17 protein-coding genes and 2 pseudogenes are annotated in these 17,391 nt (G+C 24.6%); 16 read left to right on the plus strand and 3 right to left on the minus strand.

Annotation, left to right across the window (positions count from 1 at the left end; translation table 4 throughout):
• The 15 genes and pseudogenes from ACJA29_RS02450 (at nucleotide 1) to ACJA29_RS02520 (ending at nucleotide 10,377) form a co-directional block, all read left to right on the plus strand.
• Nucleotides 1-246 carry a heavy metal-binding domain-containing protein gene (locus tag ACJA29_RS02450; protein ID WP_406602324.1) on the plus strand — a complete coding sequence of 82 codons (246 nt, stop codon included), beginning with the start codon at nucleotides 1-3 and terminating at the stop codon, nucleotides 244-246.
• Complete coding sequence (rbfA, locus tag ACJA29_RS02455) at nucleotides 246-596, plus strand: 30S ribosome-binding factor RbfA (protein WP_406602325.1); 351 nt, start codon at nucleotides 246-248, stop codon at nucleotides 594-596. The genes ACJA29_RS02450 and rbfA overlap by 1 nt, the downstream gene beginning before the upstream one ends.
• Nucleotides 589-2,437, plus strand: a pseudogene (gene mnmG / locus ACJA29_RS02460) (tRNA uridine-5-carboxymethylaminomethyl(34) synthesis enzyme MnmG). Before rbfA ends, mnmG begins: the two are co-directional and overlap by 8 nt.
• Nucleotides 2,421-2,867, plus strand: a complete 447-nt coding sequence (locus tag ACJA29_RS02465; RefSeq protein ID WP_406602326.1) for a hypothetical protein — start codon at nucleotides 2,421-2,423, stop codon at nucleotides 2,865-2,867. Before mnmG ends, ACJA29_RS02465 begins: the two are co-directional and overlap by 17 nt.
• A 1-nt stretch (nucleotide 2,868) precedes the next feature.
• Complete coding sequence (locus ACJA29_RS02470; RefSeq protein WP_406602327.1) at nucleotides 2,869-3,126, plus strand: DUF1292 domain-containing protein; 258 nt, start codon at nucleotides 2,869-2,871, stop codon at nucleotides 3,124-3,126.
• A gap of 172 nt (nucleotides 3,127-3,298) precedes the next feature.
• A complete protein-coding gene (locus ACJA29_RS02475) occupies nucleotides 3,299-3,766 on the plus strand; it encodes a M3 family metallopeptidase (protein WP_406602972.1) in 468 nt (155 codons plus the stop codon).
• Between the two features lie 89 nt (nucleotides 3,767-3,855).
• Nucleotides 3,856-4,047, plus strand: coding sequence for a 50S ribosomal protein L28 (rpmB, locus tag ACJA29_RS02480; RefSeq protein ID WP_406602328.1), 192 nt, complete (start codon nucleotides 3,856-3,858; stop codon nucleotides 4,045-4,047).
• 365 nt (nucleotides 4,048-4,412) lie between these two features.
• Nucleotides 4,413-4,667, plus strand: a complete 255-nt coding sequence (locus ACJA29_RS02485; protein WP_406602973.1) for a pentapeptide repeat-containing protein — start codon at nucleotides 4,413-4,415, stop codon at nucleotides 4,665-4,667.
• A 1,649-nt stretch (nucleotides 4,668-6,316) separates the two neighbouring features.
• Nucleotides 6,317-6,492 (plus strand): annotated as a pseudogene (locus ACJA29_RS02490) (FAD-dependent oxidoreductase); the annotation flags it as partial.
• 32 nt (nucleotides 6,493-6,524) lie between these two features.
• Nucleotides 6,525-6,698, plus strand: a complete 174-nt coding sequence (locus tag ACJA29_RS02495) for a hypothetical protein (protein WP_406602329.1) — start codon at nucleotides 6,525-6,527, stop codon at nucleotides 6,696-6,698.
• Nucleotides 6,699-6,807: 109 nt separating this feature from the next.
• The gene (locus ACJA29_RS02500) at nucleotides 6,808-7,503 is read left to right on the plus strand and encodes a BC85_0335 family putative methyltransferase (protein WP_406602330.1); all 696 of its coding nucleotides are present in this window, start codon (nucleotides 6,808-6,810) and stop codon (nucleotides 7,501-7,503) included.
• A 115-nt stretch (nucleotides 7,504-7,618) separates the two neighbouring features.
• Complete coding sequence (gene gap, locus ACJA29_RS02505; protein ID WP_406602331.1) at nucleotides 7,619-8,632, plus strand: type I glyceraldehyde-3-phosphate dehydrogenase; 1,014 nt, start codon at nucleotides 7,619-7,621, stop codon at nucleotides 8,630-8,632.
• Between the two features lie 166 nt (nucleotides 8,633-8,798).
• On the plus strand, nucleotides 8,799-9,227 hold the full coding sequence (locus tag ACJA29_RS02510) for a hypothetical protein (RefSeq protein ID WP_406602332.1): 429 nt from the start codon (nucleotides 8,799-8,801) through the stop codon (nucleotides 9,225-9,227).
• A gap of 175 nt (nucleotides 9,228-9,402) precedes the next feature.
• Nucleotides 9,403-9,744, plus strand: a complete 342-nt coding sequence (locus ACJA29_RS02515; protein WP_406602333.1) for a hypothetical protein — start codon at nucleotides 9,403-9,405, stop codon at nucleotides 9,742-9,744.
• 525 nt (nucleotides 9,745-10,269) lie between these two features.
• Nucleotides 10,270-10,377, plus strand: a complete 108-nt coding sequence (locus ACJA29_RS02520; protein WP_406602334.1) for a DNA-3-methyladenine glycosylase I — start codon at nucleotides 10,270-10,272, stop codon at nucleotides 10,375-10,377.
• 395 nt (nucleotides 10,378-10,772) lie between these two features.
• Here the strand turns inward: ACJA29_RS02520 and ACJA29_RS02525 are convergent, their stop codons facing one another.
• Nucleotides 10,773-11,486, minus strand: coding sequence for a hypothetical protein (locus tag ACJA29_RS02525; RefSeq protein ID WP_406602335.1), 714 nt, complete (start codon nucleotides 11,484-11,486; stop codon nucleotides 10,773-10,775).
• 206 nt (nucleotides 11,487-11,692) lie between these two features.
• Here ACJA29_RS02525 and ACJA29_RS02530 point away from each other — a divergent pair, with 206 nt between their 5' ends.
• Complete coding sequence (locus tag ACJA29_RS02530) at nucleotides 11,693-12,796, plus strand: IS30 family transposase (protein ID WP_406602336.1); 1,104 nt, start codon at nucleotides 11,693-11,695, stop codon at nucleotides 12,794-12,796.
• Nucleotides 12,797-14,116: 1,320 nt separating this feature from the next.
• Here the strand turns inward: ACJA29_RS02530 and ACJA29_RS02535 are convergent.
• Nucleotides 14,117-15,103 carry a hypothetical protein gene (locus ACJA29_RS02535; RefSeq protein WP_406602337.1) on the minus strand — a complete coding sequence of 329 codons (987 nt, stop codon included), beginning with the start codon at nucleotides 15,101-15,103 and terminating at the stop codon, nucleotides 14,117-14,119.
• Nucleotides 15,104-16,383: 1,280 nt separating this feature from the next.
• Nucleotides 16,384-17,373, minus strand: coding sequence for a hypothetical protein (locus tag ACJA29_RS02540; protein WP_406602338.1), 990 nt, complete (start codon nucleotides 17,371-17,373; stop codon nucleotides 16,384-16,386).
• Between the last annotated feature and the right edge of the window lie 18 nt (nucleotides 17,374-17,391).

Here is a 17,391-nt window from a genome sequence, read left to right on the forward strand (position 1 = left end):
ATGAAAAAAGATATTATTTTAACAACAACTGAAAATATTCCAGGTATAGAATATGAAATTATAGGAATTTGTATTGGAAATAAATTAACATGAATAAGATCTAAAAAAGCTTCTTTTGGAGCTTTAGAACATTTAAAAGAAGAAGCTGAAAATATGAATGCAGATGCTGTAGTTGCAATAAGACCAGATACTACACCAACAGGATCTCAATGTTATATAGGGACAGCAGTGAGGTTTAAAAAATAATGAATGAAATTCAAAGAAGAAAAAAAGAAAATAATTATTTGCTATGAATTGCTAAAATCATCAATGAAGATGTTAAAAATTCTAACATCAAAAATGTAACTGTAGTTGATGCAAAATTATCTAATGATGGTTCTGATTTAAAGGTTTATGTATTATTTAACCAAAATGAAAAAAGATCTTTAGAAGCTTTAAATAATATTAAAGGTTATATAAGAAAAGAACTTTCAAATTATGATCATCAAGCAAGAAAAATACCAAATATTGTATTTAAAATAGATGAAGCTACTAAACAAGGTGAAAAAATAGAAGCTATTTTAAAACAAATTAAAGAAAAGGAAAAAGATGAATAATAAATTTGATGCCATAGTTGTTGGTGGAGGTCATGCCAGGAATTGAAGCAGCTTTTGCCATTGCAAAAAATAATTTTCATGTAGCTCTTATTTCTTTAAATAAAAATAAGTTAGCAATGCTTCCTTGTAATCCATCAATTGGTGGTCCTGCTAAAGGAATTATTACTAGAGAAATTGATGCTCTTGGTGGAGTTCAAGGAATTTTTGCCGATCTTTCAACCATTCAAATTAAAATGTTAAATACATCTAAAGGTCCTGCTGTAAGAGCATTAAGAGCTCAAATTGATAAAGATAAATATTCTCAAATTGTGCTTGAAGAAATTGAAAAAAATAAAAACATCACAATTATTGAAGATTTAGTAGAAAGTATTTATCAAGAAAATAATGAAATTAAAGGTGTTATTTTAGCAAAAAACAAATTAATTCAAGCCCCTGTTGTAGTAATTACTACAGGAGTTTATATGAATTCTAAAATCTTAGTAGGTCATGATGTTAAAATTAGCGGTCCTGATAATGAAAAAACAACTTCATCGCTTTCTCTTTCATTAATAGAAAATGGAATCAAATTAATTCGTTTAAAAACAGGTACTCCTGCAAGAATATATGCAGATTCTATTGAATGAGATGAATTAGAAGAAGAAATTTTACCTCCAGAAAATTTAGCTTTTTCTTTTAAAAATAAAAATAAAATCATTAATCAAATCCATTGTTGATTAACTTATACAAATAAAAATACACATGATATTATTGCTAAAAATATTGAAAAATCAGCAATGTACTCAGGTTTAATTGAAGGTGTTGGTCCACGTTATTGTCCTTCAATTGAAGATAAAATTATGAAGTTTTCTCATAAAGAAAGACATCAAATTTTCTTTGAACCAGAAACTGCTAAACAAGATATTTATTATATTAATGGTTGTTCTACCTCTTTGCCAATAGACATTCAAGATCAATTTTTAAGAACTATTCCTGGTCTTAAAAATTGTAGAATACAAAAATATGGTTATGCAATAGAATATGATGCTTTAGAATCTGGTCAAATTAAAAAATCATTAGAATCTAAGAAAATTAAAAATTTATATTTTGCTGGACAAATAAATGGAACAAGTGGTTATGAAGAAGCTGCAGGTCAAGGAATAGTTGCAGGAATTAATGCTTCTTTAAGATTACAAAATAAAGAACCAATATCTTTAGAAAGAAATGATTCTTATATTGGAGTATTAATAGATGATTTAGTTTTAAAAGGAACAAAAGAACCTTATCGTATGCTTACATCAAGAGCAGAGTATCGTTTATTATTAAGAAATGATAATGCAGATTTAAGAATGTGTGAGTATGCAAAATATGCTAATATGATTAGCGACGAAGAATATCAAAGCATCAAAAATAAATATCATTCTATAGATTCTAAAATTGAAGAATTGAAAAATAAATATATTTCATCTAATGATCCTTTAGCAAAAAAATACAATATATTAAATGGTTCTTCACTTTTAAAAGTTATTGCAAGGCCTGATGTAGATTACCATGATTTTATTGGTGATTACGAATATAAAGATGAATTAATTACTAAAGTACGTTTAGAAGGTTATATTGATAAACAAAATCGTTCTGCTGCAAAAATGCTTAAATTAGAAAAATTAAAAATTCCTACTAATATTGATTACCAAAATATGTTAAATTTATCATTAGAAGCAAGAGATAAATTAAGTAAAATTAAACCGGAAACATTAGGAGAAGCATCAAGAATTAGTGGAATTAGTCCATCAGATATTGAAGTAATTTTATTTTATATTAACTTAAAATATAAAAAAGGAGAAAATGATGTCATTAATTGATAAAGAAATTAATTTAAATAAAAATACTGAAAATAACCAAAATCAAACTGGTGATTTACTTTGCAAGGATTGCAATAAAAAAATAAGCAAAGAGTCTTTTATTTTGTTATGTGAAGATTGTTTCAACAAAAGTATTACAAATACCTTAAATCATATTAAAGAAAACATTATTAAAATTAATATTGAAATTAGGCAAGTAGAAGCTCAAATTTATAAAATTCAAGGTGTTTTTGCTTCTGAGCCTAAACCTCATATTATGATTATTAATAAATTGCAAATAGATTTACTGAATTTTGAAGCTATAAAGAAAAAATTAATGATTGATAAAGAATTAAATGAAAAAGCTTTTGTAATTAATCAAGAACAAGCAAACAAAATTAGAAGTGAATTAAAATGATCATTATTTACTCCTATTCCTTTAGAAATGAATTAAAATGAACAATAAAGAAAAATTAAAGAATAATATTATTGAGGTTGAATTAAATGATGGTAAAAAAGTAAATGCTAACATTGTATTTACTTTTGAAGAAAATGGAGATCAATTCATTTTGTATGAAATCGATGATGTCGTATATGGTGCTAAATTAAATGAAGATGATTCTCTAAAACCAATTGAAGAAGATGAATGAGAATTAGTAGAAAAAATATTTAATGAATGAAATGAAGAAAATAATCAAGATGAAGATGAGTAAATAAATATTTTTAATTGCAACAGCTATAGATTTCCAGTAATTGCACTAATAGCTTTTGTTATCATTTTATTTAAAATTAAAATTAAGCAAAAAAAGAAAAGAAATCAATACTTTACAACAATTAATACAAAAATAATTACTTGAAAAACCTTCAGAGAAAATAAATGATTTCATTTCAACAGTTAAACAACAAACCATGTGATCAGAATATGAATTTGAAATTTACCACAAAATAGATAAGGGTGAATCTATTTCTACATTTGATGATTGAAAAGCAATATATCAATCAGTAATATCTCAATATACTAATAAAAAAAGAAAATACAATGATTATCAATTATATGGATCTATAATGGTTCCTCATTATTATTATGACTTTTATGTTTATAAATACTCTATTGGTTATTTAGTTGCAAATTTCTTTTTTAATCAATATAAACAAAAAGGACAAGTTGCAATTAAAGATTATATTGATAACTTTTTATCAAAAGGTTGTTCATTAGATCCAATAGATCTTTTAAAAGAGTGTGGAATAAATTTAGATGATCAATCATTTTATGAAGAAGCTTTTCAAAATTTTGCTAAAAAGATTGATGAGTATATAAAAATAGGAAATAAATTTTTTAAATTAAAAATTTAATTATTCATGCATAATATTCAACATATAAAAAATATCGAAAATTTATAGATCAATAATCCAAGATTGAAAAATAAACAAGGAGAGAAATTATGGCAAGACAAGATCAAATAACCTTAAAAAAAGCAATGTCAGGGAACTATCGTTCACATGCTTTAAATTCAACAAGAAGAAAATTTAATTTAAATTTACAAAAAGTTACTATTTTAGAAAACAACAAAAAAGTAACATATTTAGTTTCTGCTAAAACAATGAGAACTTTAAGAAAAAAAGGAAAAATCTAATTTTTTTTCAATTACTTTATAAATATAAATTTATCATTTTCAACATTCAAATTTAAATAGAAGGATTAAAATTTTATCAAATTTATCAAAAAAAGTTGTAAAATTATTTATTAGAGATTTATTATTAATATAATATTAAATTTTTATAAAAATCTATTAAAATATCTTGATTAAAAATTTCTAATTTCTCAATTATTTAGAGGTGGTTTAAATTATGGTTAAAAAACTTATGATTCCATTAATTGCTGGATCAGCAGTTGTAGTTGCAGTAGTAGCAACAGCCATTCCTATATCTATTGTTAATTCGCAATCTACAAACAATGGCGGATCTAACAATGGCGGATCTAACAATAACGGATCTAACAATGGCGGATCTAACAATAACGGATCTAACAATAACGGATCTAACAATGGCGGATCTAACAATAACGGATCTAACAATGGCGGATCTAACAATAACGGATCTAACAATGGTGGGTCTAACAATGACGGGTCTAACAATGGTGGATCTAACAATAATGGATCTAACAATGGTGGATCTAACAATAACGGATCTAACAATGGTGGGTCTAACAATGACGGGTCTAACAATGACGGGGCTAACAATGGTGGAGAAATAGTTGAATCTTTAATAACATCATTAAGAAAATGAAATATTTCAGACAATCAAGCAATTGCAACACAATCATTAAGTATTAGTGATATAACAAACTCTGTTATTGAATTTTTATATGCAAAACAAGATGAGTTTATCAAAAATATTAATGCATCATATTCAGTTTTAAAACCAACCAAAAAAAATGGGATAAATAACTATATTTCATTTAATATTCCAGTTTTAAATAAAAATACTTCAGAACTAAATGCACTTGCAAAAACTTATTTTTTAAATGAAAATAATTGAAATGATGTAATTTCTTATTGTAAAATCAAAAATCAAAATATAACTGATGCATCAAAAATTCAAAATATGGAAATTGTGTATTCAATTTCAAAAGATGCTAAAAATGAAAATTTAGTAAATGTAAAACTTGAACAGTTGGTGCTTTTAATCGACAATAAAGAATATTTAATTGATATTTCAGAAGAAAGACCATTTTCATCATATACATTATTTGTGGGTTTAAATAACGATGTAAATAGTGGAACAATTATAGAAAAAAATCAAAATATTGTAAGACCAATGATATTGAATAAAGAAATTTTTGATTGTGGAGTTTTTCGCGATTTAAATCAAAATACTGAATCTATTATAGATATGATTGATAAAATTAAAGCAACAGATTTTATTTACTTAAATAGAGCAACCATTTTTAGTAATTATAATGATTTAAATAATAAAGATTTTATTAGTAAAATAGATGCAACACCTGTGTTTGAAAAATCACAAATTAGTGTAGAAATTTCATATAAAAATGTGGGTTGAAAGACAAATTTTGCAATTCAATTAAGTGATGATAATTTATTAAGATTTTCTAAATTATCTGATATAAAAAATTGATCAAATGGTAAAAGAGAAAGAATTGAAATAGGCTATTCTGCTATTTCAAAAGATACGATATTAGATGAAGCAATTAAATTAATTAATAGTAGAGCTAAAAAAGAATATAGTAATTATCATCATATTGATAGTTTTATCAAAAAGATTGGTGGGCAAAACAATGCATTTACAATGGAGTTAAATCCAAATGGTGCTTTTACTAATAGTGAATTATTAAAACAATTCCCAAAAATTTTTAGTTGATTAGGTCAAGCATGAATTAAAGCTGTTAATGCTTTAGGAACATTCCCTAACGTTAATAAAATTAAAAACATTATTGTTGAATTCAATGCACAAATTACTGGTTTAGATAATATAAAAACAGGAACTAATGTAGATGTAAAAATTGTTCCAGTAAAAACAAAAGTTATTTTTGAGGGTACAACACCAGATATTGTTTGACAATTCTCAAAAGATTTACAAAATGAAAAATCTTATCAATTAGATTTCTTGTTAATTGTGCATTAAAATCATTGAAAATACAATAGATAATCTTAAAATTCAGGTACTTGCTTAGATAATCTATGCACTCTTGAGAAACACCTAATAAATATGGAATTGCTATAGATGATGCGACAACAACTATTCATGATGTAATAGATTATATTACTAACTATATCTATTTAAGAATGATAATTTTGGGTGTATACCACAAGATACAATACCTCAATTGCTTTCATTAACAGATAAGACTAACAATAAATTTTACATGAATCTAATATTAAAAATAAGTTAGCAATGCTTCCTTGTCCTTGTAATCCATCAATTGGCACTCTCCTGCTAAAGGGATTATTACTAGAGAAATTGATGCTCTTGGTGGGGTTCAAGGAAGTTTTGCTTTTTTTTCAACCATTCAAATTAAAATGTTAAATACATCTAAAGGTCCTGCTGTAAGAGCATTAAGAGTGTTTTTGCTTCTGAGACTAAACCTCATATTATGATTATTAATAAATTGCAAATAGATTTATTGAATTTTGAAGCTACAAAGAAAAAATTAATGATTGATAAAGAATTAAATGAAAAATCTTTTACAATTAATCAAGAACAAGCAAACAAAATTAGAAGTGAATTAAAATGATCATTATTTACTCCTAATATGGTGCTAAATTAAATGAAGAGGATTTTCTAAAATCAATTGAAGAAGAGGAATGAGAGTTAGTAGAAAAAATATTTAATGAATGAAATGAAGAAAATAATCAAGATGAAGATGGGTAAATAATATGGATATAGGATTAAGAACATTTTTAATTGCAACAGCTATAGCATTTCCAGTAATTGCACTAATAGCTTTTGTTATCATTTTATTTAAAATTAAGCAAAAAAGAAAAGAAATCAATGCTTCACAACAATTAATACAAAAAGAATTGCTTGAAAAACCTTCAGAACAAAAAATGATTAATAGAGCTGACTTTGGTAAAAGTGATGTTAATTTACAAAAATTATTAAAAAATAGTATAAGTCATGAAATTGTTGAATTTTGTATCAACACTTGTATAAGAAATGAATATAAAAACATTTTAATGATATCAAATGTAGAATTATATGAGTCAATTGTTTTATCAAATAAAGCTAATGTAAATGTTTATGTAGAAGAAGAAAATTTTGACATAAATGGTTACCAAGAATTAATTAAAAATAATGATATAGCTGCTCATTCAATTACTTTATTAAAAAATTTTGATAAATTTAACTCTTTTGATGCCATTCTTGTGCTTAATGCTAATCAAGATTTTGATTCATTATTCTTAAAATATGAAGATAGACTTAAAAATAATGGAATGTTTATAGTTGCAAATACTAAATCTAACAAAAAGAGTTTAAAAAACTTAGTTAAAGAAGTAAAAAAATACAATTATCGTTATGATCTTATTAATTGGTACACAGGATTTATTACAATAGTAAAAAGTTTTGTATAATTTTTTATGGTGAATATATTGTTTCACCTATATATTTTTAAAAAAGTTAAATATTAAAAATATGTATTTATATAAATATAAATTTTTAAAAAAAGTAAAAAAGGAAGAAATTAAAATGGCAAAAAGAATAGCTATTAATGGATTCGGAAGAATTGGAAGACTTGTTTTTAGACAAATTTTTGAATTAGGTCTAGAAAAAAAATTAGAAGTTATTGCAATTAATGACTTAACTTCTCCTGAAATTCTTGCACATTTACTAAAATATGACTCAGCTCAAGGAAAATTTAATGCTGATGTTAAAGCAAAAAAAGATGCTATTGTAGTAAATGGTAAAGAAATTAAAATTTATGCAGAAAGAGACCCAAAAAATTTACCTTGAAAAGAAGATAAAATTGATGTTGTTGTAGAATCAACAGGTTTCTTTTGTTCAAAAGAAAAATCACAAGCTCATATAGATGCTGGTGCTAAAAAAGTTGCTATTTCAGCTCCTGCAGGTAACGATGTTAAAACAATTGTATTTAACGTTAATGACAATACATTAAAAAAATCAGATGTTATTATTTCGGGTGCTTCATGTACAACAAACTGTTTAGCTCCAGTTGCTAAAGCAATCGATGATGCTTTTGGAATTAAATCAGGATTAATGACAACAGTTCATGCTTACACAGGAGATCAAAGATTAGTTGATGCTCCTCACTCAGACTTAAGAAGAGCAAGAGCAGCTGCAATGTCAATTATTCCTTCATCTACAGGTGCTGCAAAAGCTATTGGTTTAGTTTTACCTAGTTTAGCTGGAAAATTAGATGGATTTGCAATGAGAGTTCCTGTAATTACAGGTTCAGTTGTTGACTTAACATTTGAATTAGAGAAAGATGCTTCAATTGAAGACATCAACAATGCTGTTAAAAAAGCTTCAGTTAAAAACCCTGCTTTAGACTATGTAACAGATCCTATCGTTTCAAGAGATATTATTGGAGCTACAGCAGGTTCAATTTATGATCCAGCTTTAACAAAAGAAATTGTTAAAAAAGATGGAACAAAATTATACAAAGTTATTTCATGATATGACAATGAGAGTTCATATGTATCTCAATTTGTTAGAACATTGAAAAAATTTGCTGAACTATAATTTATTTATTCTAAATTTTTAGTTCTTATTTACTATTTATTTTCAATTATATTGTTTAAAAAATCACAATTAACTTTTAATTAATTGAGTAGTTGTGGTTTTTTTTATTATCCTTAAACACAATTGAAACTCAAGTGAGTTAAAACAAAATTTATATTATCAAGATATGGTAACACTTGAAAATGAAGGCATTATTTGATATTGCACTCCAAATATATTAAAATTGAGAGCAAGCAATAAATCCTCATTAACTCTTCAAGTTTTTTCTCAAAAAATTTGAACAAACACTAATGAATTAGCAAAATTATTTTGAATTAAAAAAGATGAAATAGATGCTATTAGAAATGGAAATAGTTCAGTTTCAATAGTGTCAATTAATATTTCAAATGCAATGTTTGATTCATATTGTTGTTCTAATGCTAATTATTATCCACTTACTAGTCCTATTGTTATTCCGGGAATAGATAGTAAACAAATAGAATTTAATATTTTATCTTTTGCAATTAATAAAGATGATAAAAAAATATATTCTTATTATGTATTATATGAAATAGTAAATAATACATGTACTGTTAAAAAACAGTGGAAGAGTTAGTTTAAGCAATATATGCAATAAGGGTTTAAATGTTTATCTTGAAAAAAACAATAAATAACATTTGTATATCCATATGCATTACCTAAATCTTCTAATTCTGCCTCTATTTCTATTCCAATCTTTAATGTGTTCCAAATGGATATTAATAATTCAAATGCAAACAGTTTAAAATTTAATGATTCAACAACAAAATCATTTAATTTGGAAAAAAATAGTAACTCATTATATTAACAATAATTTAGCAACCTCAGATCCTTATAGTACTAACAATTCTTCAACATTAAAATGATATCTATGATCTGGTCCGATAAATTCAAGTACAAGCCATGCAAGTAATTATCCTAATTATACAGAGCAATTATATTCAAGATTAATTTCTATTAACCCATTTGATAATACTACTATTTATGCTTCAAGACCAAATAAAATTGAAAATGTTAATAATAGTATAAATAAAACAATAGATGCTTATTCATGATATAGTAGTGCAGAAGCGAAATTGCTAGCTTTTGAATAGGTAATAGTAGTACAAATAATGTTATCAATATAGTTGTTCCTAATTCTAAAAAAGATTTTGGTTTAAGCAATAAAAATATGAATAAAATTAGATGCAAATGATGTAATACAAATAATCTTAAATATGTAGAGTATCATAATAAAGAGCAAGGACAAACTAAATATGATGATCAAAAATTCTTGAATTACTAATTCAGGAAATATTCCAAGCAAGATTATCATGAGAAATTATTTTAAATAAAGAGAATATTTTGTAAAAGTATTCAATGATTATAATATACAAAAATAGTATATTAGAAAGAAGATACATTTATAAAATTACTGGGTAATAAAAACATTATTCATAATAGAAGAAAAATAAATATAGCAATTAATAATGCAAAATTTTTTATCTCCATCTAAAAAGAATGAAATTCTTTTGCAAACTATATTTGACATTTTACAAACAATCAAGTTGTTTATGAAATAAATAAAACTTATTCAAAATTATCAGATTTAATTTCTCAAGATTTAAAAAATAAAAGGTATGAAATTTGTTGTAAGCATTGCAATTTATAATTTTCTTCAAGCAATTGGAATTATTTATTCTCATAGCAAAGAATGTTTTATGTATAAAAATACAATTAATAATTAAAAAATATCTTTTGTATTATGTTAATCAATGACATAGAAAATAAATTTAAATATGCTATGAAGATATTTATTGAATGAAAAGAGAGAGTAATTAACTCTCTTTTTTTATTTAATTAATTTGTGGAAAGTATCTTCTCCTTACAAGGGTTAGATACTTTTTTATAAATCATGAATTTGTATCACAACTTATGATAATAAAATTTGTCTTGAAATGTTACTTTAAGTTGCCGATTTCTTCCAATGAAGATATTTTAAAATTCTTTGTTATTCTGTAATTTCTGAGTCTGCTTTATTTTTCTTGGATATAAAAACTCCTTACTTCAATTTTGTCTGTAAGGAGTTTCTACAATTATTTATACACTATCCTATTAATAAAGTATTATTAGGATTTCGTTCTTAAAAAATACCACCAATAAAATCTTTTTCAGATTTAAAATGAAGTTCAATATTTACAGATTTACCTTCAGTTGATATTGAAAATTCTTTTTGATTATTTTGTTTATCCAAATATTTATATTTTAGTGTTACTGAAGAAAATGTAACTCCTGTTATATCAATATAAATATATCCATCTTCATTTTTCTTAACTTTCATATTATCATAAATAATTTGAGGATCAACTACTCATTCGTGTGAAATTAACGAACCAAATGTTTTATCAACCTGTGATATTAGATTAGAAACGATTTCTGTGTTATTTTTAATAAATATATTAATATCATTATATCCTGTTATTTCACGATACACAATTGTTGGTTGAGAAGGTTGTTGTTGTTCATTATCTGTAGGGGGCAAAGGTTGTTGTCCTTCATTATCTGTAGGGGGTTTTGGATTTGTATTATCATCCCCTGGGTTAGAAGGTTTGTTTTCTCCTTCATTATCTGTAGGGGGTATAGGATTATTATCTGTAGGGGGTATAGGATTATTATCTGTAGGGGGTATAGGATTATTATCTGTAGGAGGTAAAGGATTTGTATTATCATCCCCTGGGTTAGAAGGTTTGTTATCTCCTTCACTTGAAGTCACTTGGTTAGAATAAGAAATTACTGATAATGGTAGTAATGATGTTCCTAATAAAATTGTTGTTCCTAATAAAAATTTTGTTTTCATAATTAAACTCCTTTATTTAGGATTTATTTAAGAAAATATAATTTCATATATTTTCATCATAAAATTATACATCATTTTTGTTAAAATTTCTTTTAAAACACTTATTATAAATTTACCAAATTAAATACCGATAAATAAAAAACCAGAGATTTCTCCCTGGCTGTCCTTGTAAAATATAAAAAAACCGAAAAGGACAACTAAATTATATGAAACTTCAATTTATATTTGAAAAAGAATTAGAAAAAATTAATTTAATTTTTGCATTAATGAATCAAATATCTGATTCTTCTCAAGAAAACTTTATTCCAAAAATGATGAAAAGATATGAATTCATCTCAAAAGCAACAAATTATTCTGTTGAAACAATTAGAAAAATGCTTTTTAAAACTAAAACTTATTGTTATAAAAAAATAAAAAATTATTCTTATAAACTATATTATTATGATTCAAATATTTATCTTAATAGATTAAATAATAAGAGAAAAAAATTAGAAATAATAAAACAACAAAATTGCTTATCTAAACACTTAGAAGTTGCTAAATTGATAAGAACAGTAGCTAAAGCAACGGGTAACAAAACTTCTGCAAAAACTTTATCCAAGATAATCAAAGAGAAATTAGGATTATATTATTCTCCAAAGCATTTATATCACTTAATTAGGCAAAATAAAATGAGTGGAGTAACATTAAGAATATTTCCATACCTAAAGCATGGTAAATACTATAAAAAACCCCATAAAATAGGCAAAAGAGTAATTGCAATACCCATTGATCAAAGAGATGAAATTATCAATAAAAGAATTAGATATGGTGATGTTGAAGTAGATACTGTAGAAGGAACTAAAACTGATAATAAATATCTTTCTACAATGATTGATCGAAAATCTAGAAGATTATCCATAACTATTTATGAAAATAAACAAAGTGATGAATTTTTAAAAGCAGTAGAAAATAACATCGAAAATATGAATCAAGAAATCAAATCGATTACATCAGACAATGGAACTGAAAATTATGACCTAGTTAAATTAAATATTCCATGATTTTCTACTAATCCATATTCTTCTTGACAAAAAGGTTCAATTGAACAAAAACATAAGCAAATAAGAAAATTTATTCCAAAAGGCAAATCTTTCAAAAATTTAACCCAAGATGATTGTGATCTAATTGCACTTGTAATTAATGCAGAAACTTATTTACAAAATACTAGTAAATACAAATTGGGAACCACCGTTACTCAAGAAGAGCTACAAAAATACTTTAAATTATTAGAAAAGAAAGACACCCACCGAATATTTCAACTTTGATAAATATTGTAAAATTATGAAATACAAGGAATTATCGGTATTGAAATTGGTAATTTTATTTTAAAACACTTATCCAAAAATTATTTGTTCTCCTATATTAATTCCTTTGTTATTTTTGTAATTAATGCTTACATCATAAATTTAGTACTAACCAAAGCTAGATAAAAACACAAATGAATTTAGGTGGAATTTTGGTAATGCAACTTACATAACATCAATATTTTGATAAATTATTTTTTTTAAAACCAGATTAGATAATCCTAAGAATTCAATTGTCTAATAAATTTTGACATTACATAAGAAAAAAGAATTATTTCTAATTCTTTATAGATTTAGAAATGACTAAAAGTAATGACTAAAAGTAAAAAAAGAAGGGCTATGCCCTTCAAGAATCACTACCTTATATTGTTAATATGATATGTAGCAGGGCCCATGACTACTCAATGAAGAAATTATTTACACTGGATATAACCAAAATAGTTTTACAACAAGAAAGAAATAACGAATCTAAATTAAATGCTTATTTCTTAAATGAAAAAGTACAAATCAAAAGGCCTGCCACCCATAGAATTTAAATATTTTTAGTCCTTCAACAACTTTGAAACACAATAAATGACGCTGAAATTATATTAAAGTTATCAAAGAAATTATGGAAAATAAAAAAACAATTAAGCAAATAGAAATTTGTAGAAAAAAATGAAATTATGAAGGAGGGTCAAGAAAAATGCTATTGAGTTATTTCAAATAAATAAATCATGTTGCTATATGCAAAATATTGGAATTATTTAGTAATAATGTTTCAATAAGAAAAATTGTTCAAATGTTTGGTTATAGTAGAAAAAAATGAAAAGTAATTTAAATAAAATCATTAAAGAAAATAATTCACAAATTGATCAATTAATAATTTTGATAATTGATCAGAAAATGTTTTATTAAGTTGAAATATAATCTATTAAACCAATTTATCATTGTAGAACTTATTGTTCTTCAAATAAAGGGTAAATTGAAAAGTTTTATTGGTTTATTAAGATATTGAATTCAAAAACATCAATTAATAAAATTTTGCAAGATTATTTAAATCAAATTGTTAATATCATTAATGATTATCCTCAAGAAATTTATCAAGACAACAAACTTATGAGTGCTATTGAATTTAATTATTTTTTTACTAAAAGAGCTCTTTTGATTTGGACTTTTCAAATTTTAGGATCCACTTTATTTTTCTTGGATATAAAAAACTCCTTACTTCAATTTTATCTGTAAAGAGTTTCTACAATTATTTATACGCTATCCTATTCATAAAGTATTATTAGGATTTCGTTCTTAAAAAATACCACCAATAAAATTTTCTTTAGATTTAAAATGAAGTTCAATATTTACAGATTTACCTTGGACTGATATTGAAGATTCTTTTTGAACCCCCTGATTATCAATATATTTACATTTTAGTGTTGCCGGAGTTAGCTCAGAAAATGAAAATCCTGACATATCAATATAAATATATCCATCTTTTATATTTGGTCTAATTTTTGTATTACCAAAAATAATTTTAGGTTGATTTACTCATTCATGTGAAATTAATGAATCAAATGTTTCATCAACCTGTGATATTAGATTAGAAATGATTTCTGTGTTATTTTTAATAAATGTTTCTATATCATCATATCCTGCTACTGGTTGTGGTACTGATGGCAAACTATCCATAAAGTCTGTTTTAGATCTAAAATGAAGTTCAATATTTACAGATTTACCTTGGACTGATATTGAAGATTCTTTTTGTTTCTTTTGTTTATCAAAATATTTATATTTTAGTGTTGCTGGAGTTGTCAAAGAAAATGAAATTCCTGACATATCAATATAAATATATCCATCTTTTATATTTGGTCTAATTTTTGTATTACCAAAAATAATTTTAGGTTGATTTACTCATTCATGCGAAATTAATGAATCAAATGTTTCATCAACCTGTGATATTAGATTAGAAATGATTTCTGTGTTATTTTTAATAAATGTTTCTATATCATCATATCCTTTTATTATATCATGATACTCAATTGTTGGTTGTGATGGTTCTTGTCCTCCATTATCTATAGGTGCTGTAGGATTTGTATTATCTTCTCCTGGGTTAGAAGGTTTTATTTCTCCTTCATTATCTGTAGGTAGTTTTTGATTTTTATTATCTTCCCCCGGGTTAGAAGGTTTGTTTTCTCCTTCACTTGAAGTTAATTGGTTAGAACAAGAAATTACTGATAATGGTAGTAATGATGTTCCTAATAAAATTGTTGTTCCTAGTAAAAATTTTGTTTTCATAATTCAACTCCTTTATTTAGGATTTATTTAGGAAAATATAATTATATATTTTCATCTTTTAAATTATACATCATTTTTTTAAAATTTCTTTTAAAACACTTATCTAAAAATTATTTGTTCTCCTATATTAATTCTTTTGTTCTTTTTGTAATTAATGCTTACATCATAAATTTAGTACTAACTAAAGCCACATAAAAACACAAATGAATTTAGATGGAATTTTGGTAATGCAACTTACATAACATTAATATTTTGATAAATTATTTTTTTAAAACCAGATTAGATAATACTGAGAATTTGAGTGTCTAATACATTTTGACATTACATAAGAAAAAAGAATTATTTCTAATTCTTTATAGATTTAGAAATGATTAAAAATAATGACTAAAAGTACAAAAAAAAGAAGGGCGATGCCCTTCAAGAATCACTGCCTTACATTGTTAATATGTTATGTAGCAGGCCTACTACTCAATGATTAAATTATTTACACTGAATATAACCAAAATAGTTTTACAACAAGAAAGAAATAACAATCTAAATTAAATGCTTATTTTTTAAATGAAAAAGTTCAAATCAAAAGTCTTTCCACCCCATAGAATTTAAATATTTTTAGTCCTTCAACAATTTTGAAACACAATAAATGACACTGAAATTATATTAAGGTTATCAAAGAAAAAAACAATTAAGCAAATAGAAATTTATAGAAAAAAATGAAATTATAAGCAAGGCCAAGATTCGAATTATTTAGTAATAATGTTTCGATAAGAAAAATTGTTCAAATGTTTGGTTATAGTAGAAAAAAATGAAAAGTAATTTAAATAAATCATTAAACAAAATAATTCACAAATTGATCAATTAATAATTTTCATAATTGATCAGAAAATGTTTTATTAAGTTGAAATAGAATCTATTAAACCAATATATCATTCTAGAACTTATTGTTCTTCAAATAAAGGGTAAATTGAAAAGGTTTATCGGTTTATTAAGATATTAATTAAAAAACATCAATTAATAAAATTTTGCAAGATTATTTAAATCAAATTGTTAATATCATCAATGATTATCCTCAAGAAATTTATCAAGGCAATAAACTTATGAGCGCTATTGAATTTAATTATTTTTTTACTAAAACAGGGCTTTTGATTTGTACTTTTTAAATTTTAGGACCTACTTTATTTTTCTTGAATATAAAAAACTCCTTACTTCAATTTTGTCTGTAAGGAGTTTCTACAATTATTTATACACTATCCTATTCATAAAGTATTATTAGGATTTCGTTCTTATAAAATACCACCAATAAAATCTTTTTCAGATTTAAAATAAAATTTAATATTTAGAAATTTATCTTTAACTGATATTGATTTTTCTTTTTGATCCCCTTGTTTATCAATATATTGATATTTTAGTGTTGCCGGAGTTAGTTGAGAAAATGTAACTCCTGACATATCAATATAAATATGTCCATTTTCATTTTTCTTAACTTTATAACTACCATACTTAATTTTAGGATCAACTTCTCATGTAAATGAAACTAATGAGCTAAATGTTTGATCAACCTGTGATATTAGATTAGAAATGACATCTTTGTCATTTTTAATAAATCTATCAATATCATCATATCCTGTTACTAGATTATACATTATTTGTGGTTCTGATGGCAAACTATCAATAAAGTCTATTTTAGATTTAAAGTGTAAATCAACATTTAGTGTTTGACTGATTACATTAATAGAAGCTTTTTTTTGTTCTCCAGTGGTACTAATATAAGCATAAGAAAGATTTGTATTGTCAATTATAATTTTTGATACATCAATATAAATATGTCCATCTTCTTTATTTAACTTAACTTTCATATTACCAAAAATAATTTTAGGATGAGCTGTTCCTCATTGTCATGAAACTAATGAACCATTAAATGTTTTATCAACCTGTGATATTAGATTAGAAACTATTTGTTTGTCTTCTTTAATAAATTTTTCTATACCATCATATCCTGTTATTTCATGATACACAATTGTTGGTTGTGAAGGTTGTTGTCCTTCATTATCTGTAGGTGGTGTTGGTTTTGTATTATCTTCACCTGGGATAGAAGGTTTGTTTTCTCCTTCATTATCTGTAGGTGGTGTTGGTTTTGTATTATCTTCACCTGGGATAGAAGGTTTGTTTTCTCCTTCATTTGAAGTCACTTGGTTAGAACAAGAAATTACCGATAATGGTAGTAATGATGTTCCTAATAAAATTGTTGTTCCTAGTAAAAATTTTGTTTTCATAATTAAACTCCTTTATTT

This window comes from Metamycoplasma sualvi, assembly GCF_045276925.1.
Taxonomy (GTDB): Bacteria; Bacillota_I; Bacilli_A; order Mycoplasmatales; family Metamycoplasmataceae; genus UBA710.